The sequence below is a fragment of the Acetobacter syzygii genome (assembly GCF_000964225.1).
Taxonomy (GTDB): domain Bacteria; phylum Pseudomonadota; class Alphaproteobacteria; order Acetobacterales; family Acetobacteraceae; genus Acetobacter; species Acetobacter syzygii.
This window is the reverse complement of record NZ_BAMZ01000021.1, coordinates 58,119-75,404: the sequence shown is the minus strand read 5'-3', so window position 1 is coordinate 75,404 and position 17,286 is coordinate 58,119. Positions and strand designations below refer to the sequence as shown.

The 17,286-nt window shown below is 57.5% G+C and carries 18 protein-coding genes; 6 read left to right on the top strand and 12 right to left on the bottom strand.

Annotated features, from left to right (window positions below):
- Nucleotides 1-45: 45 nt before the first annotated feature.
- The 3 genes from Absy_RS08495 to Absy_RS08485 form a co-directional block, all read right to left on the bottom strand.
- Nucleotides 46-759: an MgtC/SapB family protein gene (locus Absy_RS08495; RefSeq protein ID WP_048854308.1), complete on the bottom strand. Its 714-nt coding sequence runs from the start codon at nucleotides 757-759 to the stop codon at nucleotides 46-48.
- 242 nt (nucleotides 760-1,001) lie between these two features.
- Nucleotides 1,002-2,039 carry a M14 family metallopeptidase gene (locus Absy_RS08490; RefSeq protein ID WP_052945732.1) on the bottom strand — a complete coding sequence of 346 codons (1,038 nt, stop codon included), beginning with the start codon at nucleotides 2,037-2,039 and terminating at the stop codon, nucleotides 1,002-1,004.
- A 231-nt stretch (nucleotides 2,040-2,270) separates the two neighbouring features.
- Entirely contained in the window at nucleotides 2,271-3,482 is a 1,212-nt protein-coding gene (locus Absy_RS08485; RefSeq protein WP_048854358.1) for a DEAD/DEAH box helicase, read from the bottom strand.
- A gap of 134 nt (nucleotides 3,483-3,616) precedes the next feature.
- Between Absy_RS08485 and Absy_RS08480 the strand changes: the two genes are divergently transcribed.
- Entirely contained in the window at nucleotides 3,617-4,648 is a 1,032-nt protein-coding gene (locus Absy_RS08480; RefSeq protein ID WP_084597030.1) for a mitochondrial fission ELM1 family protein, read from the top strand.
- Between the two features lie 84 nt (nucleotides 4,649-4,732).
- Here the strand turns inward: Absy_RS08480 and Absy_RS08475 are convergent, their stop codons facing one another.
- The 4 genes from Absy_RS08475 to serB form a co-directional block, all read right to left on the bottom strand.
- A complete protein-coding gene (locus Absy_RS08475) occupies nucleotides 4,733-5,914 on the bottom strand; it encodes an MFS transporter (RefSeq protein ID WP_048854356.1) in 1,182 nt (393 codons plus the stop codon).
- 15 nt (nucleotides 5,915-5,929) lie between these two features.
- Nucleotides 5,930-6,196, bottom strand: coding sequence for a metal-sensing transcriptional repressor (locus tag Absy_RS08470; protein ID WP_048854307.1), 267 nt, complete (start codon nucleotides 6,194-6,196; stop codon nucleotides 5,930-5,932).
- Between the two features lie 145 nt (nucleotides 6,197-6,341).
- On the bottom strand, nucleotides 6,342-6,536 hold the full coding sequence (locus Absy_RS08465) for a hypothetical protein (RefSeq protein WP_048854306.1): 195 nt from the start codon (nucleotides 6,534-6,536) through the stop codon (nucleotides 6,342-6,344).
- Nucleotides 6,537-6,582: 46 nt separating this feature from the next.
- On the bottom strand, nucleotides 6,583-7,470 hold the full coding sequence (gene serB / locus Absy_RS08460) for a phosphoserine phosphatase SerB (RefSeq protein ID WP_048854305.1): 888 nt from the start codon (nucleotides 7,468-7,470) through the stop codon (nucleotides 6,583-6,585).
- A gap of 30 nt (nucleotides 7,471-7,500) precedes the next feature.
- Between serB and miaA the strand changes: the two genes are divergently transcribed.
- From miaA to ilvC, 4 genes are all read left to right on the top strand, one after another.
- Nucleotides 7,501-8,529, top strand: coding sequence for a tRNA (adenosine(37)-N6)-dimethylallyltransferase MiaA (gene miaA, locus Absy_RS08455; protein ID WP_048854304.1), 1,029 nt, complete (start codon nucleotides 7,501-7,503; stop codon nucleotides 8,527-8,529).
- A 39-nt stretch (nucleotides 8,530-8,568) separates the two neighbouring features.
- A complete protein-coding gene (gene ilvB, locus Absy_RS08450; protein ID WP_048854303.1) occupies nucleotides 8,569-10,383 on the top strand; it encodes a biosynthetic-type acetolactate synthase large subunit in 1,815 nt (604 codons plus the stop codon).
- A 65-nt stretch (nucleotides 10,384-10,448) separates the two neighbouring features.
- The gene (gene ilvN, locus Absy_RS08445) at nucleotides 10,449-10,967 is read left to right on the top strand and encodes an acetolactate synthase small subunit (protein WP_083503692.1); all 519 of its coding nucleotides are present in this window, start codon (nucleotides 10,449-10,451) and stop codon (nucleotides 10,965-10,967) included.
- A gap of 61 nt (nucleotides 10,968-11,028) precedes the next feature.
- A complete protein-coding gene (gene ilvC, locus Absy_RS08440) occupies nucleotides 11,029-12,048 on the top strand; it encodes a ketol-acid reductoisomerase (RefSeq protein ID WP_048854355.1) in 1,020 nt (339 codons plus the stop codon).
- Between the two features lie 119 nt (nucleotides 12,049-12,167).
- On the opposite strand, the gene Absy_RS08435 is transcribed toward ilvC, so the two are convergent.
- The gene (locus tag Absy_RS08435) at nucleotides 12,168-12,809 is read right to left on the bottom strand and encodes a LysE family translocator (RefSeq protein WP_181015897.1); all 642 of its coding nucleotides are present in this window, start codon (nucleotides 12,807-12,809) and stop codon (nucleotides 12,168-12,170) included.
- A 55-nt stretch (nucleotides 12,810-12,864) separates the two neighbouring features.
- Here Absy_RS08435 and Absy_RS08430 point away from each other — a divergent pair, with 55 nt between their 5' ends.
- Nucleotides 12,865-13,437: a hypothetical protein gene (locus Absy_RS08430; protein WP_245614781.1), complete on the top strand. Its 573-nt coding sequence runs from the start codon at nucleotides 12,865-12,867 to the stop codon at nucleotides 13,435-13,437.
- Between the two features lie 58 nt (nucleotides 13,438-13,495).
- Here the strand turns inward: Absy_RS08430 and Absy_RS08425 are convergent, their stop codons facing one another.
- From Absy_RS08425 to Absy_RS08410, 4 genes are all read right to left on the bottom strand, one after another.
- Complete coding sequence (locus Absy_RS08425; RefSeq protein WP_048854301.1) at nucleotides 13,496-13,828, bottom strand: metal-sensitive transcriptional regulator; 333 nt, start codon at nucleotides 13,826-13,828, stop codon at nucleotides 13,496-13,498.
- Nucleotides 13,829-13,975: 147 nt separating this feature from the next.
- A complete protein-coding gene (locus Absy_RS08420; RefSeq protein ID WP_084597024.1) occupies nucleotides 13,976-15,037 on the bottom strand; it encodes a copper resistance protein B in 1,062 nt (353 codons plus the stop codon).
- The gene (locus Absy_RS08415; RefSeq protein ID WP_048854300.1) at nucleotides 15,034-16,743 is read right to left on the bottom strand and encodes a copper resistance system multicopper oxidase; all 1,710 of its coding nucleotides are present in this window, start codon (nucleotides 16,741-16,743) and stop codon (nucleotides 15,034-15,036) included. Before Absy_RS08415 ends, Absy_RS08420 begins: the two co-directional genes overlap by 4 nt.
- 85 nt (nucleotides 16,744-16,828) lie before the next feature.
- Nucleotides 16,829-17,242 carry a hypothetical protein gene (locus tag Absy_RS08410; protein ID WP_146802606.1) on the bottom strand — a complete coding sequence of 138 codons (414 nt, stop codon included), beginning with the start codon at nucleotides 17,240-17,242 and terminating at the stop codon, nucleotides 16,829-16,831.
- Nucleotides 17,243-17,286: the final 44 nt, after the last annotated feature.

Sequence of the window (17,286 nt, the reverse complement as noted above, 5' to 3'; positions counted from 1 at the left end):
GGAATGTGGCGTAAAGTCTGGCCTTGTCTGCTGGAATGTGCGGGCCTAGTTTTCCCGCGCGGTCAGCCATGTTGCGTGTGTAACGCCTTTTTCGGCTTCCAACTGGTTTACAACGCGTTCCAGTTCCACTGTGTCCAGCACGTTGGAACTGAGTATGGCCGAAATTTCCACACTTCCTTCCGCATGGTCGGACAAGGCGACCTCGGCAACGGGAAAACGGGCCTCCTCCAGCCGGTCCACCACAAGGTCTCGCAACAGGCCCGCATGGGCATGGTCGGTCAGGACGCTTACGGAGTAGGTTGCTTCGTCCGATTGACCGGCGGGAATGCGGTCAATGGCTTTAACCAAAGGCCGTAGCAGGGTGTTCCCCGCAATAATAAAGAGTGTGAGTAACCCGGCTTCGGCCACCATGTCGGTTCCGGCACATGCCCCAACGGCAGCGGAACACCATAATGTTGCCGCGGTGTTGAGCCCGCGCACATTGGCACCATCCTTCATGATCACACCTGCGCCCAAAAAACCTACGCCGGAGACAACATAGGCAATAACCCGCACGGCATCTGCATTGCCTGCAAGCTGCTGGGCCAGATCCACAAAAGCTGCTGCCCCAAGGGCCACCAGTGCGTTGGTGCGCAGGCCAGCCGTACGCTGCCTGTACTGGCGTTCTGCGCCAATAAGGGTGCCAAAAATAAAAGCAGACAGATAACTTATAAATGTATCGCGAAAAGAGGATGGGTCGAATGTCGTAATAAAATGCATTGCGCCTCATTCCTGCCTGTTAAAAAAACTGCCAGAACACGCACCGTGTGGTGGGTGCGTGGCGCAGGGTGCGCAGGGAGGGGAACACCGTCAAGACCCGGGAAGTGTTGTGTGTGACGGATATGGAAGTGCTTGGGGCACGCGATGACCCATACGTGTGGGGACGAGTCAGATCTGGTGCCCATATTAAAGTTTTATTGCCCCGTTTGTTGGGGAATAGTCGCAGTGCCTGACAGTGGATTTTAAAGAATGCGCGCCAGCCTTACCGCCGTGTGGCCACGCCGGGGGCGTAAATTGGGTATGACCAGCATACAGTTGTTGTAAGGGGTGCGGATTTCATCCATGCCATCAACGGCAATTATGGTGCCTGCCTGCTCTATAATTTCTCCCCCCACAAAAGGGCGCACAAAAGCAAAGCTGGCGGTGTAGGCTTCCACACAGTCGGTAACCATGGCGTTTACGCACGAAGCTGACGGGCACAGGCCCTCCTGCGCGGCAACGGGAAGCATTCCATGCAGGGCCAGTATTTGGCGTGCTGAGAGCAGGCTTTGCCCTGCGGCGGAGCGTGTCCAGTGTTGCCCTGCTTCAAGCAGGCAGGCGCGGGCTGTTCCCGCCGGTGCGGAAAACCGTTCATAGTCAATCAGGCGGGGGCCGGTGGGGTGCCCGTGGTCCAGCACAACCTGTGGCGGTGCCGCCTGCCCATTGGCCAGTGCGCTTGCCATATGCAGGTTCCGCTCCGCCATGCTGGTGAGCAGCAGGGTTGCGGAAGGCCATGTCATGGTGTGCAGGTCGAGCAGAATGTCCACCGTGTCGATAACGGGGAGCAACTCGCGCACCCGACGCATTTCAAGCGATGTGTGGGATGAGCGGATCAGGTGTGGCATCCACAGCCTGTTCATATCCTCCTCAATAAAGCGGAACTGGGAGGGGCGGCGTGGGTCAAACGCAGCATATGCTTCCAGATTAAGAAAAATCAGACTTAATCGCCCATGGGCCGGGTGCAATGGAGTGCTGAGTAACTGGGTTAGCGCATGGGCCCCAGCATATTCATTCCCATGCATAAGGGCAGTAATGGCAATATGTGGGCCGGGTTTGTGGCTTTCAAAATGATGTACCCCTTTTATGCCGCAATTTCCCTGCGCCCACGGGGTCAGGTCGGGTAGAGGATATTCCGGTGCGGCATGGGGTAAAGGGGGGAGTGGCGGAGGCAGAACTTCCGGCAGGGTATGGAAGCGGTAAGAGTTTTGGCCACTCCGCTTGCGTTTGGCACCACAGCTCATGGTTGCCCCGGTGCATTGCAACGGCGCGTTGGCATAAAAACGCGGCAGAATGGGTGAGGGGGGAAGGAGCTGCACCACATGGATGCAAGTATGGTTCGGGTTTGGGCTGGCTGCAATCCCTCCGTGCCGGGTTAAGTGCGTGGAGCGGTTTCTCTGCCGGTGTGCGTACGCGTGTGCATAATTGTGGTGGAAGCGGGCTTCCACCACAAAAATGGGTTTAACGGCAGGGCTTTACGTGCTGGCAGGTCTGGTGCGGGGTTTGGCAGGCGCTGGGCTAGGAAGGGCCTGTTCCATGCTTAAAACGCGCAGTTTAACATGGGCACCAACTTCCACCTGCCGTAACAGCTTGCGCTCGGCACCCGAGCAGAGCGTGAGGGCTGATCCCTTTTTTCCTGCCCGGCCAGTGCGACCAATGCGGTGGAGATAGGTTTCTGGCAGTTCCGGCACATCGTAATTGATGACCTGCGTGACCGAGGCAATATCCAGCCCACGGGCGGCCACATCGGTTGCTACCAGAATGAACAGGCGGCCCGCACCAAAGCTGGCAACCGTGCTTGTGCGTTTGTCCTGCGTCAGATCGCCGTGCAGGGGAGCAACTGCCAACCGTGCTTTTTTAAGAGTGGCGGCCAGCACGTCGGCCTCGGCTTTGGTGCGTACAAAAACAATGCTGCGTGTTTTGGGGCTGCGGCCAAAAAAGGTTTTGAGGAAAGCGGTTTTCTGCTCGTTCTCAAGGAACAGGACCCCCTGCCGGATGGCGGGGCGTTCCTCTGCCGGTTTTTCCACGCTCAGTTCAACGGGCTTGTACACAATGCCAGCCAGAATGGTTTTGCACGCTGCAGGCATTGTGGCGGAAAAGGCGAGGGTTTGCCGCGGAGTGGGCAGGTAGTTGAGGATGGTCATGGTTTCCTCCTCAAACTCGTGGGTGAGCAGGCGGTCGCTCTCGTCCATGACCAGTTGAAAACAGTCCGAAAGGTCGCAGGTGCCTGTGCCAATAAAATCCAGCAGCCGTCCCGGTGTTGCGATCAGAATACGCGTGGCGCCGCTGGTCTGGATGAGTTCTGCTGCCTGTTCGTCCCTGTCTGCTCCGCCAAAAAGGCAGATAAGGGGCAGGTTGATGGGTTTGGTATTGGAAGGCTGCTTGTTTTTGCCTGTATCACCCATGCAGGTTCGGAAAACCTTGGCGGTCTGCAATACAAGTTCACGCGTAGGGACCATAACCAGCAGCGTGCGCGGTTTGCGCGCCTTGAGCAGCCTGTGCAGCATGGGAAGCGCATAAGCTGCGGTTTTGCCCGTGCCGGTTGGGGCCGTTGCCAGAATATCCCGCCCATCCAGCGCAGCGGGAATGGCGGCCAGCTGGATGGGGGTCGGTTCTACCATGCCTGCCTGTTGTGCGTGGGCGCAAAGGGCTGGGGACAGACCCGTCTCCTTAAAGCTAGCGGACATACTGTTGCCTTTCTCGTGGTCTGTAATGCGTACAAGGTGCCTTGCTTTTAAAGGCAATCCGGTTGCAAGGACAAAGCAGGACCATGCAGGGCGCATGGTTGCAAAGGCCGATGTGTAGCGGAGGAATGCGCGTTATGGCGAGCGCAATGTATGCAGGTGCGCAAACTGGTTCAAATCCCACAGAGGTTTTACCCTGTGCGCAGCCCCATGCTTTTGTTGTGGGGGAAAATTTTGCCGGTATGCGTTCGCAGGCATTGGGGCTGACCAACCGTGCCGGGTGGCATGGCGTTTTTCAGCCCGTGTGCCCCGGCCGTGTTGCACGTATGGCCCTGGCAGGTCCGCGCTGGCTGGGCAAACCCTGCCTGCGCGGAAGCAGCGGGCAGACCCTGGAATCCCACGCAGACCTGTTGCGTGCGGATGTTGTGATCAGCATTGGTGGCAAAGGGGGAGCCATTGGGGCTGCCCTGCGCTCCTCCTGCCGGCCTGTTGTGCAAATTCAGAATCCACGCCAGTCCCTTGCCCGCTTTGATCTGGTGATTGCCTGCCGCCATGATGATATTTCTGGCCCCAATGTGCTGCTGGGGCGTACGGCACTCCATGGTCTGACCCCAGAAGAGCTGGAACATGCCAAACAGGAGTGGGAACCAAAGCTGGCCCATCTGCCCCGCCCCTTGGTGGCCGCCCTTGTTGGCGGGTCCAATGGGCGCTTCCAGCTAGGGGAGGCTGAAGCGCGCAGACTGGCCAATGTGCTGGTGCAGACCCGGCAGGCCGAAGGTGGCAGCCTGATTGTGACGGCCTCCCGCCGGACAGATCCGCAGGCTCTGGCCGTGCTGAAGGAAATTATAGAACCCGCAGGTGGCTACGTGTGGGATGGGGAGGGTGAGAATCCCTACATCGGGCTGATCGCGTGTGCGGATAACCTGCTGGTTACCATAGATAGCGTGTCCATGATGTCCGAATCCGTGGCAGGTCGTGCACCAGTCACGGTTTTTCCGCTTCCGGGCAAATCACGCCGGATCAGTGAGTTTGTGGAAGAACTGGAACTGGCCGGTCGTGTGCGTGTGCTGGGGGAGAGCGCAACCCGCCTGCCTGCACCATGGTACGTAACCCCACTGGATGATACGCCCGAACTTGTGGGGGAAATGCATAATAGGCTGGGTTTTTAACCCTCTGCTACAAGAGCAGGTGCCTGTTGCCCGGGTTGTGCAAAAAGGTGCAGGGACAGCAGTTGGCCCTAGGGCTGTTGTGCCTCAATCCTGTGCTGGCCAGATGGACAGAGCCAGCATGGTCGCTATGGTTGCAAGTGCGCAGAGCCCCATAGCCGCAGCGGAGAGGTCCAGACCAGCACTCAACCACCCTGCAAGTGGGTAAGCCAGTAGCCAGCATAAATGCGAGAGTGAAAACTGGGCCGCAAACAGGGCGGGGCGGTCCTCCGCTGTGCTGGAGCGGCGGAGCAGGCGGCCGGAGGGCGTTTGCGCGACCGAATACCCAATGCCAAAAACCGTCCATAGTGGTAGCAGCCAGCCATAGCTTGGCACCCATATGGCCATAAAGGCACCGGCACACAGCATACCCGCCCCTGCGAGCATAACGGTGCGGTCGGCCATGTGTGCCAGCAGGCGTGGCAGGCCCAGCGCTGCCAGCACGGACCCACCGCCAAAGCAGGCGAGTGCGAGAGCCGTAGCACTCTGGCCAAGACCAAAGTGGGCCTGCACGTAAACAACCGTGTTAACCAGCACAATGGATGCTGCGGCAGCAACCGCCATATCTATGGCCAGCAGGCCACGCAGGCAGGGTGTTGCCAAATACAGGCGGATGCCCCGGGTTGTCCGCTCGATCACACCACGTTTTGGCTCCTGTTGTGGGCGTGGGAGAGGCACGGAAAGAACAAGAGCGGCGGAGCACAAAAACCCGACAGCCGTTCCTATGAACAGTATATTGAAGGGCACAATGCCTAGCAGGGCTGCGGCCAGAAGCGGGCTGAGAACACTCTCCATGTCATACGCAATGCGCGAGAGGGAGAGGGCATCGGTATAATCGTCTTCATCGGGTAGAATATCGGGGATGGTCGCCTGAAAAGTTGGGGTGAACGCCGCGGATGCAGCTTGCAGTACAAAAATCAGGCCGTAAATCTGCCCCGCCGTGCTGACAAAGGGCAGGCAGGCCGCCACAAGGCAGCGCACAAGGTCAAGCAGCACAAGCAGGGTGCGCCGGGGTAAGTGGTTGGCAAAAGCTGCGGCAAAAGGGGCAACGCCAACATAAGCCAGCATTTTTATGGCCAATGCCGTGCCCAGCACGGCCCCGGCCTGTTCCCCCGCTATGTGGTAGGCCAAAAGTCCAAGAGCCACAGTGGCAAGGCCCGTACCAGTCAGGGCAACAAGCTGTGCGGCAAACAGGCGGCGGTACGTTCGGTGGTGCAGAACATGCAGCATGTGCCGCTCCTGCTCCTAAAGATATTTGGTAAGGGAGGTAAAGGCCTGCAGGGCGTCCTCGCGGCTGATCTGCCCATCGGCTATGGCATCGATAATGCAGTGCTCCAGATGGTCCTGCACCAGCATTCGCTTGGATTTGCGTAATGTGCTTTCCACGGCTGCCAGTTGTTGCGCCAGTTCGGGGCAACTCCGGCCTTCATCCATCATGGTAATGACTTTTGCCAGATGACCATGGGCCTGTTGCAGGTGCTGCCGGATAAGAGCGTGTGATTTATGAATCATCCCCAAGCCCTACCCTGTAGGGGAGGGGGTATGCAAGGGGCAAGGCTATTATCCAGATCACGCCGAACATAAAAGCGGATGAGGCACAGACGATGCCGTGGGAATTGTTATATTGGAAAATACGCTTGAAAATGCACGAACAGCGTTAAATCCATATACTGCCAAGCAGCAGAATGGTGCCCACAATCAGGGCCGCAACATGCCGCATAACATGCTCAGGCGTATCCTGCGGCAAGGTCAGATAGAAGTTGAAGCAGTAAAGAACCAGCCCCGCACCAAGCAGAATGCAGATGACGCGGGCAATGGGGTAGGTGGAAATATCCCTTGGGTCAAACTGCATGGTGCTTTGCTTCCTTTAAGGTACGGTCCAGCTCTGGTGGTGTGGGTTACGCACTGACAAAGGCAGATGCGGGATAGCCCTGCATGAACAAGGCTGTGCGGAGCGAAGTGTGGTTGATCTGGGCGGCTATGCTCTGGCGCACAACAGGCTTGGCAAAAAAGGCAATGCCAAGGCCCGCCTTGCCCAGCATGGGCAGGTCGTTTGCACCATCGCCAATAGCCAGTGTCTGTGTTTTTTCCAGCTTGTGGTGGCTGGTCAGTTTTTCCAGCAGGTCCAGCTTGGTCTGTGCGCCCAGAATGGGCTGGCCGGGGGCACCCGTCAGATGGCCCGTATCATCCGCCAGCAGGGTGTTGGCGTGGTTTTCCTCAAATCCGCAAAGTGCGGCTACGCGTGAGGTAAAAAAGGTAAATCCGCCAGAAACCAGCGCTGTATAGGCCCCATGCGCCCGCATGGTACGGACCAGTTCCACGGCACCGGGGTTCAGGCGTACATCCTGCCAGGCTTTGTCCAGCAGGCTCAGGGGGAGGCCTTTAAGCAGGGCCACGCGTTCCCGCAGTGAGGTGGCAAAATCCAGTTCACCATTCATGGAGCGGGTGGTAATGGCGGCTACCTTGTCCCCAATTCCGGCCAGACTCGCCAGATCATCCAATGTTTCGTTCGCAACGATTGTGCTGTCCATGTCCGAGACCAGCAGTTTTTTGCGGCGTCCCTGTGCTGGGGTAATGATGGTATCCACCTTGCCCCCAAGCTGCTCGCGGAGCACGGGGAGTGCGTCCTGCGCACAGGGCGGGCATGGAATATCGACCGCCTCCCCGGGTGAGAGGATAATCGTCTCGCCATTGGCGCGGACAATATCACGCGCGAGGGAGATGGTGGCGGTATCGAGTACGGTTGCCGCGCGGGGGGCAACCAGGGTCAGAACAAGGCTCGTCATGGCACTTGGGTGTGTGGCAGGAATACGGGCATGAAGCAAGCAGAACACCCAGGCCCCACCCATGCGGTGGCTCAGGCCCATGCAAACCCGCCCGCCCTTATTATTGCGGGCCCGACCTGTTCGGGCAAATCCGCGCTTGCGCTCCGGCTTGCCCAGCAGTTGAACGGGGTCATTATCAATGCGGATTCCATGCAGGTTTACCGCGATCTGCGTGTGCTGACCGCCCGCCCGGATGAGCGGGAGGAGCAGCTTGCCCCGCATAAATTATATGGTGTTTTACCCGCTGCACAAAAAGGCAGCGTTGCATGGTGGCGTGAGCAGGCTCTGGCTGCCATGCAGCAGGCATGGTGTGCTGGCCAGTTGCCCATATTATGTGGGGGAACGGGCATGTACATGCGTGCCCTGACCGATGGTCTTGCCCAGATCCCCGAATGTGCAGAAAGCGTTCGGCTGGAAGCCCGTACTCTTGTGGAGGTTGAAGGGGCTCCCGCCGTACATGCAAGGCTTATGGCGGTGGACCCGCAAACGGCCATGCGGCTTAAACCTGTAGATTCGCAACGTGTGGCCCGGGCATGGGAGGTCTGGCGGGGTACGGGGCAGGGGCTGGGCTGGTGGCAGGCCCAGCCTGGTCTGCCACCCGCTCCGTGCCGTTTTGTTGCCGTGCGGCTGCATCCCTCCCGGCCAGAGTTGCGTGCACGGATTGCCACGCGCTTTGCGGCCATGCTGGAACAGGGTGCAGTGGATGAGGTCCGGCATTTGTTACAACAGAATCTGGACCCGACCCTGCCTGCCATGCGCGCCCATGGTGTGCCCGAACTGGCAGCCATGCTGCGGGGAGAAATAACGCTGCCCGAAGCCCAGACGCAGGCTACAGCCGCCACAGGGCGCTACACCAAGCGGCAGGCTACATGGTTTGCGCACCATCCGCTTACGGCAGAGGGACTCACAAGCATAGTTAGTGCCTGTTTTTCCGATTTTGAGCAATTTTCGGAAAGAAATTACAATGAAATTGTTTCTTTTATTCTAAGGGGGATTGACGCCCCAAGGATCGGGCCCTAAACAGACGACCTGCTCCCAATTCCGGGAAGAGAGGACGCTATGACACGCACAACGGGTTCGACCACATTGGACGCTCAGACAACTGCAACCCTGCCGGGTGCGGAAGTCCTTATGCGCGCTTTGGTCGAACAGGGGGTCGAGGTTATTTTTGGCTACCCCGGTGGCGCTGTTCTTCCTATTTATGATGCGCTGTTCAAGCAGACCCATATCCGCCATGTTCTGGTCCGGCACGAACAGGCTGCCGTGCACGCGGCGGAAGCTTATGCCCGCTCAACCGGTAAGGTGGGCGTGGTGCTGGTAACCAGCGGACCGGGTGCAACCAATGCCGTGACCGGCCTGCTGGACGCCATGATGGATTCCATTCCGCTGGTCTGCCTGTCCGGGCAGGTGCCAACTCCCCTGATCGGGAATGATGCGTTTCAGGAGGCGGATACAACAGGCATTACCCGCCCGGTTACCAAATATAACTATCTGGTGCGTAAACCCGAGGATCTGGCGCCTGCTGTGCATGAGGCTTTTGCCATTGCCCGTTCTGGCCGCCCCGGCCCGGTTCTGATCGATCTGCCCAAGAACATTACAGTGGGCGATGCGCCTTATACAGATGCGCAGTCCGTAACGCCCCGCACCACCCGCATGGGCGCAACGCCAGACCGTGCAGCCGTTGCCCGCGCCGTAGCAGCCATGAAGGCAGGCAAACGTCCGCTGTTTTATACTGGTGGCGGGGTCATTAATTCAGGGCCGCAGGCAAGCGAGAACCTGCGTAAGTTGGTGGAGCTGACGGGTTTTCCCATTACTTCCACGCTTATGGGCCTTGGGGCGTTCCCCGGAACGGATAGCCGCTTCCTTGGAATGCTGGGTATGCACGGCACGTACGAAGCTAATCTGGCAACCCATGATTGCGATGTGCTGATCGCCCTTGGCAGCCGGTTTGATGACCGGGTGACCGGGCGGCTGGATGCGTTCTCGCCCAATTCTTTCAAGATCCATGTTGATATTGATCCATCGCAGATCAACAAGATCGTGCATGTGAACGAAGGCATTGTGGGCGATGTCGGCCAGATCATCGCTATGATGATCGAAGAGTGGGAAAAACAGCCCGCATACGCGCACAAAGCCGATTTGGAGGCCTGGTGGGCACAGATCGAAGCATGGCGTGCGCTGGACTGCCTGCGCTTTACGCAGGACAATGCAGCCGATGCGGTGATCAAGCCGCAGCAGGCCATCCAGCGGATTTACGAACTGGCACGCCAGACCGGGCGAGACACTTATGTGTCCACCGAGGTCGGGCAACATCAGATGTGGGCTGCACAGTTCTTCCGGTTTGACCAGCCTAACCGCTGGCTGACCTCTGGCGGGCTTGGCACCATGGGGTATGGCCTGCCTGCCGCTGTTGGTGCGCAAATTGCTCACCCCGATGCGCTGGTGCTTGATGTGGCGGGTGAAGCCTCTACCCTGATGAACATTCAGGAACTGGGGACCATTGCGCAGTATCGTCTGCCAGTTAAGATTTTTATTATTAACAACCATTACATGGGCATGGTTCGCCAGTGGCAGGAACTGCTGCATGGCTCCCGCTATTCGGAAAGCTACAGCGATGCACTGCCGGATTTTGTAAAGCTGGCGGAAAGTTTTCATGCGACCGGCCTGCGCGTTACCCGCCTTGACCAGCTGGATGCCACCATCCGTCAGGCGCTGGAGCATGATGGGCCTGTGGTTGTGGATATTTGCGTGGCAGAAGGCGAAAACTGCTTCCCCATGATTCCTTCTGGCGCGGCTCATAACCAGATGATTCTGGGCCCCGAACAGGAGGAAAGTGGCGCTACGATCAGCAAGGAAGGGCAGATGCTGGTTTAAACAAAACCAGCTTTGCTTTTGGGTTCTGTCTTGTTCATTCTGCTTTGATTGTGAGAAACATGAATATGCAGGTCGAAGTTTCCGGTTCCGCTGTTATTTCCCTTCTGGTGGATAATGAAAGCGGGGCACTTGCGCGTATTGTAGAACTGTTTTCTGGCCGTGGGTACAATATCCAGAGCCTGACCGTCGCTCCAGTGGATGAGCACGGACAGACTTCGCGCGTCAATATTGTTACAACAGGGACGCAGTCTTCCATCCGGCAGGTTAAAACACAGCTTGAGCGGCTTGTTCCCGTCTCCCGCGTGGTCAATCTGACGGCGGAAGGGCCTTATGTTGCGCGGGAAATGGCTTTGGTCAAAGTGGTCTCTTCCGGCGAACCACGGACAGAAGCCCTGCGTATTGCGCAGGCGTTTAGGGCGCGGGCGGTGGATACAACTGCCAGTTCCTTTGTGTTTGAACTGACCGGCTCTACAGACAAGCTGGACAGTTTTATTGAGCTGATGCGCCCGCTCGGGCTTGTTGAGGTGTCCCGCACCGGGGTGGCCTCCATTTGCCGTGGGCCGCAGACAATTCAGAACTTCTGAAGTATAGCAGGCAGCAACGCCGGGGAGTGACTCCGGCAACAGGGAGAAAAGAATAATGGCTATGCGCGTGTATTATGACCGTGACGCCGATGTTAACCTGATCAAGTCCAAAAAGGTGGCCGTTATCGGTTACGGCAGCCAGGGCCATGCCCATGCCAACAACCTGAAGGATAGCGGTGTATCCGACATTGTGATCGGCCTGCGTGAAGGCTCCACGGCGGCAGAAAAAGCCCGTAATGCTGGCTTTACGGTTATGACGCCCGACAAAGCTGCTGCATGGGCCGATGTTGTTATGGTGCTGACCCCCGACGAAGGTCAGGGCGCGCTGTACACCGAATCTCTGGAAAAGAACCTGAAGCAGGGTGCCGCTCTGGCTTTTGCTCATGGTCTGTCCATCCACTTCCGCCTGATCGAAGCCCGCCCTGATCTGGACGTGTTCCTGATTGCACCAAAAGGCCCTGGCCACACCGTGCGTTCCGAATACCAGCGTGGCGGCGGCGTGCCCTGCCTGGTGGCCATTGCACAGGACAAGTCCGGCAAGGCTCTGGACATTGCCCTGTCTTACGCATCCGCCATTGGTGGTGGCCGTGCAGGCACGATCGAAACCTCCTTCAAGGAAGAAGTGGAAACCGATCTGTTTGGTGAGCAGGCCGTGCTGTGCGGTGGTCTGGTCGAACTGATCCGCGCTGGCTTTGAAACGCTGGTCGAAGGCGGTTACGCCCCGGAAATGGCATATTTTGAATGCCTGCACGAAATGAAGCTGATCGTGGACCTGATCTACGAAGGCGGCATTGCCAACATGAACTACTCCATCTCCAACACCGCTGAGTATGGTGAGTATGTGTCTGGCCCGCGTGTGATCACGGCAGAAAGCAAGAAGGCCATGAAGGACATCCTGACGGATATCCAGAACGGCACCTTCGTGCGTAACTTCGTGCTGGAAAACAAGTCCGGCAACGTGTTCTTCAAGGCAACCCGTGCACGCAACGATGCCCACCAGATTGAAGCCGTTGGTGAAAAACTGCGTGGCATGATGCCCTGGATCGCCAAGTCCCGTCTGGTTGACAAAACCAAGAACTAAGACTGCGGCCCTTAACGGCATAACGCTGTAAAAAAGGCTCCCTCACAGATGTGGGGGAGCCTTTTTTGTTGGTAAGGGCCACCGTTGCCACGGTAACTCTGTTGTCCGGCAGAGCAGGCTCAGCTTGGTGCGCGTTCGGTGACAAAGCGCATGCCAAGCGCCATGAATGCAAGGCCGGCGCAGCGGTCAACCCAGCGACGGCACCTGAGAAAAACAGCCGAAACACGCTCAAGACTGAGCAGCAACGTCACCAGTGCAAACCATGCAACGGCCACCGCAAACATGGCAGCAACACAGGCCAGACCGAGATGAATAGGGGCATGTCTGGGCATGGTGGCCGCAAAAAGGCTTGAGATAAAAATTGGGGCTTTGGGGTTGGCCAGATTGGTCAGAAGTCCTGCGAGAAAATGACTGCTGCGCGCTTCCGTGGCTGAGGTTACCTGAGTTGGTTCAGCCGTGCTGTGCCAACTGCTGATGAACAGCTTTATTCCAATTGTTATCAGGTAAAGGCCGCCACCGATTTTGAGCGCCAGATACAACCACGGTGCTGCAATAAAGAGTGTTCTGATACCAAAAAAACCAGCCACGCCCCATGCTGCAACACCCGTTGCAATGCCAAGAGTAGCCTGTAGGGCAGCCCTGCGCCCCCGCAGGACCGCCAGACGCGTGACAAGCAGAAAATCCAGCCCCGGCACGATCATGGCAACCAGCCAGAATGCGGAAACCGCAGCGATAATGGATAAATCCTGTGCCAGATCCATGGCTATGCTTCTTTCCCCTAAAATGGAGCAGATACTATGACCAGAACCCTCATTCATGCGTCAAGGTATTGGGGGAGCGGGCAGTTCTACGGTTTTTCCTGCATTCTGCGGGGCGGGGTGCTGGTGTAAATCGACTTTGCAGGGCAAGTCCGTTATAGAGGCAGCGTTTTTCAACAGAATTGGCAAGGGGCAGTTTGTGCAGTGCGAATGGCGTAGGTCTTACGACAGGCTGGTTCCGATGCTGATCAAGGAACACTTTGGCGATCCGGGGGCTCTTACCCGTCAGTTCCCGAGCATGAAGTCAACTTTCCTGTGGAAGGGGGATGACTTTATTCTAACAGCGCAGGCGCTGGCCAGTGCGGATGCTAGTATGCACGGGCTGGAGCGGCTTGCCATGGAGCAGCATCGGGCGGGGGCATGGCAGCTTGCGGGGGAATACTGGCTGATTGCAGCAGGCTGGCGCCGCAAGGTGATGGATGACACCAACGAACGCCACGAGGAGGCGTTGCAGTTTGTCCTGCGTCATGTCGAATATAACAGGGCGCTGGTTGAGTGGAAGAAAAAGAAACTCGGCAGAAACGCCATGCCTTACCCGGAGCTGTTTGGTCTTTCCGATACGGAGTGCTGAACCGGGTAAAGTGGGGGCATAGAGGTGTGGGTGTCTGGTAATAGCTGCCAGAGCAGCACTATTTGACCATCTTGCGGATAACGCCCATCAGTTCTTCTATCGCATCTTCTCCACCATTCTCAGCTATGGCGGTACGAACGCAGCCTTTGGCGTGGGAGGTGAGAATTTGAACACCCACACCATCAAGTGCAGATTTAACTGCGGATAACTGGGTTAAAATATCCACGCAGTAGCGGTCATCCTGCACCATGTTGAGAATACCGCCCACCTGTCCCTCAATCCGTTTAAGGCGGTTGATCAGAGCTGTTTTGTCAGGCTGTGTTACGTGCCGCTCAGGGCTGGCCGGGGTGGGGGGTGTGCAGGCTTGGCAACCGGGTTTGTCTGTGGGCATGGAGCATTCTGCTGGTTGTTTTAAGGTGGCGGAAGAAAAAGGTCGAAGCCGGGTATAACACACCCGGCTTCAGCTTTGTGGGTCGTCTTGGCATTCGTGCAGAATGCTTGTGGAATTGGCAGTAAATGAGGCCAACTCAAGTGTGGGTCAGAACCATGTTCGAACCCCAAAGGTAAAGCGTATATCTTCTACACCATTATCGGCCGCACCATGCCCATTGGCTGAGCGGTTGGCGGTGTTGCCGTAATGGCCAGCGTAGGTGACGGCAATGTAGGGGGCAATCTTGCGTTTGAATTCGTAACGCAGGCGCAACCCCGCATCAATGTCGGAAAAACCACGGCTGACATTACGCTGGGCATCCGTGTGAGAATAAAAGTTGAGTTCTGCCTGTGGTTGCAAGATCAGCCGGTTGGTAATCAGCAGGTCATAAGACCCTTCCAGTTTGCCAGCCACACCTTGGGCGTTGAAGTAGGCGGTTGCGGATACATCAAAAAAATACAGGGCCAGCCCCTGTACCCCAACTGCGCCCCATGCACGTGTGGGGCCACTGTCCAGATCCAGCCGCACGCCGGTCTGTACATCAAAATAGGTGGATATGGCATGGTCGTACAAAAATTCATGGTCACCATCGCTCATGTGGCCATGTCCATCCACCGTCCCTTCGGATTTGATCCAGAGCTTGTTGTAATCTGTGCCAAACCAGCTTTGTCCAGAGTAACGCAGTAAGCTGTTGCCTGCTGTGTAACGTCCCTCAAACTGTTCCATCAGAACATGAAAATACGTGTTGTGGTCCATAACCGGTGGCATGTTGTGAATATAATGCACAGCAGGTGTTATGGGGGGCGTTGCGGGCCACTGCGCACTGGGGGCCAGTGCAGGTAAAGTGACGTGCATTGGCATATGGTGGGTATTCTGCCCTTGTGCGTGGGTTTGCCCACCTGCGGCCATGCTGGCGGAAGTGCGCTGCGGAGTGGATGGCAGGTTATTTTTGCGGCCATGAGGTGCCTGTGCCCGCGGTTGCCGTGGGGGAGGGGAGGGCATGGTGCTCTTCTCATCGCCCATATCCATACCCTGCATATCACCCATATCGTCCATGCCGGCCATTGCGGGCATGGTATGGGCATCTGCGGCATAGGTGGCAACGGTCGGGTAGAAGCTGCTTAACCCGACAAGGAGCGCCACACAGCTTTTGCTTGCCGCGCGGATCATGACACCACCACAGTGCGGAACATGCCAAGGTCCATGTGGTAGAGCAGATGGCAATGGTAAGCCCACAATCCCGGCGTATCGGCGGAGACAAGGTAGCTGAGCCTGGACCCCGGCTGCACAATAATGGTGTGCTTGACCGGATTATAAGCACCGTTCCCGTTTTCCAGCTCGCTCCAGAGTCCGTGGAGGTGTACGGGGTGTTCCATCATCGTATCATTGATCAGAGTAAAGCGGACCCGTTCGCCCAGACGGAGGGGAATAGGCTCTGATTCGGAGAATTTTTTGCCGTCAAACCCCCATATGTAGCGTTCCATATTGCCGGTCAGGTGGAGTGTAATCTCGCGCGAGGGGGGGCGTGTGTCCTGTACGGGGCGCAGGGCGCGCAGGTCCGCATAGGTTAAAACGCGGCGGCCATTGTTGCGGAGTCCATCTCCAGGGTCGGCCAGCCGGTCTATGGGGGTGCGGGCGATATTCTGGTTTTCAACATTCAAAGGAGGGGTATGGGCTGGCAGGGGGGCCTCCATATTCATCCCTTTCATGTCCATGTTCTTCATGTTCATGGTTTCGGCCATACCCATGTCCAGCATGGTGCGTACCGGGCGGGGGTCCATTGGAGGAATGGCGGCCTGCATATGAGGCTGTGGGGCCAGCGTGCCCCGTGCAAACCCCGTACGGTCCTCGGTCTGGGCAAAAATGGTGTAAGCCCGGTTGCTTTTAGGCTGCACAATGCAGTCATAGGTTTCGGCCACACCAATGCGGAATTCATCAACACGTACGGGTTCCACATCGTTACCGTCTGCCTGCACCACATCCATTTGCAGACCGGGAATGCGAATGTCGTAAAAAGTCATGGAGGACGCGTTGATAAAACGCAGCCTTACCCGCTCATTGGGGCGGAACAGTCCGGTCCAGTTTGTGTCTGGTGTGCAGCCATTCATTAAATAGGTGTAGATAATGCCTGTTACATCCGAAATGTCGGTGGCGGACATGTTCATACCTGCCCATTGCAGGCGATTTTTCAGGGCTGGCAGCAGGCCGTCCTGCTTGGCGTCGTGCACAAGGGAAGCCGCCGTGCGCTGGCGAAAGTTATAGTAATCGTCCTGAAATTTAAGATTGCTGATAATGTCGTGCGGGGCAACGTCCGACCAGTCGGAGAGCAGCACAACATAGTCCCGGTCCCATGTCTGGCTGGAGGGAGTGTGCGGGTCAATAATAATGGCTCCATACAGCCCACGCGCTTCCTGCATGTTGGAGTGGCTATGGTACCAGTAGGTGCCGCTCTGCCTGATGGGGAAGTGGTAAGTAAAACTCTGCCCCGGACCAATACCGCCAAAGCTCAGGCCCGGCACTCCATCCATGTTGGCCGGGCAGCGCAGGCCGTGCCAGTGGATGGAGGTATCTTCGCTCAAATGGTTATGTACGTTCAGTGTGACCTCATCCCCTTCCCGCCAGCGGAGGGTCGGGCCGGGTACGCTGCCATTCATGGCCGGAACGGTCTGGGTTTTACCGGCAATGGTGCATGTCAGTGGGCTGATGTGCAGGTCAAAAACCGAGCTGGCACCTGCTGGCACGGTGGGTGCAAAAAGAGTGTCGGCCCGGGCGCCCGGCACGGTGCCAAGGCTTGTCAGGGCGGCAAGGGCGCTGGCGCCAGTTATAAACTGACGGCGCGCAATACCTCTTCCACGATCGGGGGAAGGTCGGGGCATGGTATGGGTCCATTCTGCATGGTCTGCGTGAGGCAGATCACAGGTCTGATCGGGCGGAGCCTGTAGGGAGGCTCCGGCGGCTGGGTCAGGCTGTGTGCAGTCTGGGCGGGCGGAGCAGGGGGGCGGCCCTGCGGTCAGGTAGTGCGTGCTGGGGCGTAAACACCGGGCGCACCGCTGCGTGCCATAAAAAACCCGCAGGCAATATGTCGGCCGATGGATCCATAACAGACAGGGCATTACCCGTCATGCAGCAGGCTGCGTGGTGGTGCATCAAATGGTGCACCGCTGCCGTAGCGGATGGGCAGCCAACGGCGGAAGTGGGATTGTTGTGCGGACCGCCCGGTGCCATGGCGTGGTGGTGCCCATTGTGGAGGGGGGCATGGACCATGGTGGTCTGGGTCGCATGGGCTGGGGAATGCAGCACCCAGACGCCAGCCATGCTGCCCAGCATAAGCAGGCAGGTCAGAATAAATCCACGCAGGGGAAAGTGGCGCTGCATAATTTGCATATACCCCTAGGGGGCATATATGGCAAGAAGAATGG

Bases quoted from the DNA above. Each gene is read 5' to 3' on its own strand.
- Absy_RS08495 (WP_048854308.1), bottom strand. From the start codon at position 759: ATGCATTTTATTACGACATTCGACCCATCCTCTTTTCGCGATACATTT.
- Absy_RS08490 (WP_052945732.1), bottom strand. From the start codon at position 2,039: ATGAGCTGTGGTGCCAAACGCAAGCGGAGTGGCCAAAACTCTTACCGC.
- Absy_RS08485 (WP_048854358.1), bottom strand. From the start codon at position 3,482: ATGTCCGCTAGCTTTAAGGAGACGGGTCTGTCCCCAGCCCTTTGCGCC.
- Absy_RS08480 (WP_084597030.1), top strand. From the start codon at position 3,617: ATGGCGAGCGCAATGTATGCAGGTGCGCAAACTGGTTCAAATCCCACA.
- Absy_RS08475 (WP_048854356.1), bottom strand. From the start codon at position 5,914: ATGCTGCATGTTCTGCACCACCGAACGTACCGCCGCCTGTTTGCCGCA.
- Absy_RS08470 (WP_048854307.1), bottom strand. From the start codon at position 6,196: ATGATTCATAAATCACACGCTCTTATCCGGCAGCACCTGCAACAGGCC.
- Absy_RS08465 (WP_048854306.1), bottom strand. From the start codon at position 6,536: ATGCAGTTTGACCCAAGGGATATTTCCACCTACCCCATTGCCCGCGTC.
- serB (WP_048854305.1), bottom strand. From the start codon at position 7,470: ATGACGAGCCTTGTTCTGACCCTGGTTGCCCCCCGCGCGGCAACCGTA.
- miaA (WP_048854304.1), top strand. From the start codon at position 7,501: ATGAAGCAAGCAGAACACCCAGGCCCCACCCATGCGGTGGCTCAGGCC.
- ilvB (WP_048854303.1), top strand. From the start codon at position 8,569: ATGACACGCACAACGGGTTCGACCACATTGGACGCTCAGACAACTGCA.
- ilvN (WP_083503692.1), top strand. From the start codon at position 10,449: ATGCAGGTCGAAGTTTCCGGTTCCGCTGTTATTTCCCTTCTGGTGGAT.
- ilvC (WP_048854355.1), top strand. From the start codon at position 11,029: ATGCGCGTGTATTATGACCGTGACGCCGATGTTAACCTGATCAAGTCC.
- Absy_RS08435 (WP_181015897.1), bottom strand. From the start codon at position 12,809: ATGGATCTGGCACAGGATTTATCCATTATCGCTGCGGTTTCCGCATTC.
- Absy_RS08430 (WP_245614781.1), top strand. From the start codon at position 12,865: ATGCGTCAAGGTATTGGGGGAGCGGGCAGTTCTACGGTTTTTCCTGCA.
- Absy_RS08425 (WP_048854301.1), bottom strand. From the start codon at position 13,828: ATGCCCACAGACAAACCCGGTTGCCAAGCCTGCACACCCCCCACCCCG.
- Absy_RS08420 (WP_084597024.1), bottom strand. From the start codon at position 15,037: ATGATCCGCGCGGCAAGCAAAAGCTGTGTGGCGCTCCTTGTCGGGTTA.
- Absy_RS08415 (WP_048854300.1), bottom strand. From the start codon at position 16,743: ATGCCCCGACCTTCCCCCGATCGTGGAAGAGGTATTGCGCGCCGTCAG.
- Absy_RS08410 (WP_146802606.1), bottom strand. From the start codon at position 17,242: ATGCAGCGCCACTTTCCCCTGCGTGGATTTATTCTGACCTGCCTGCTT.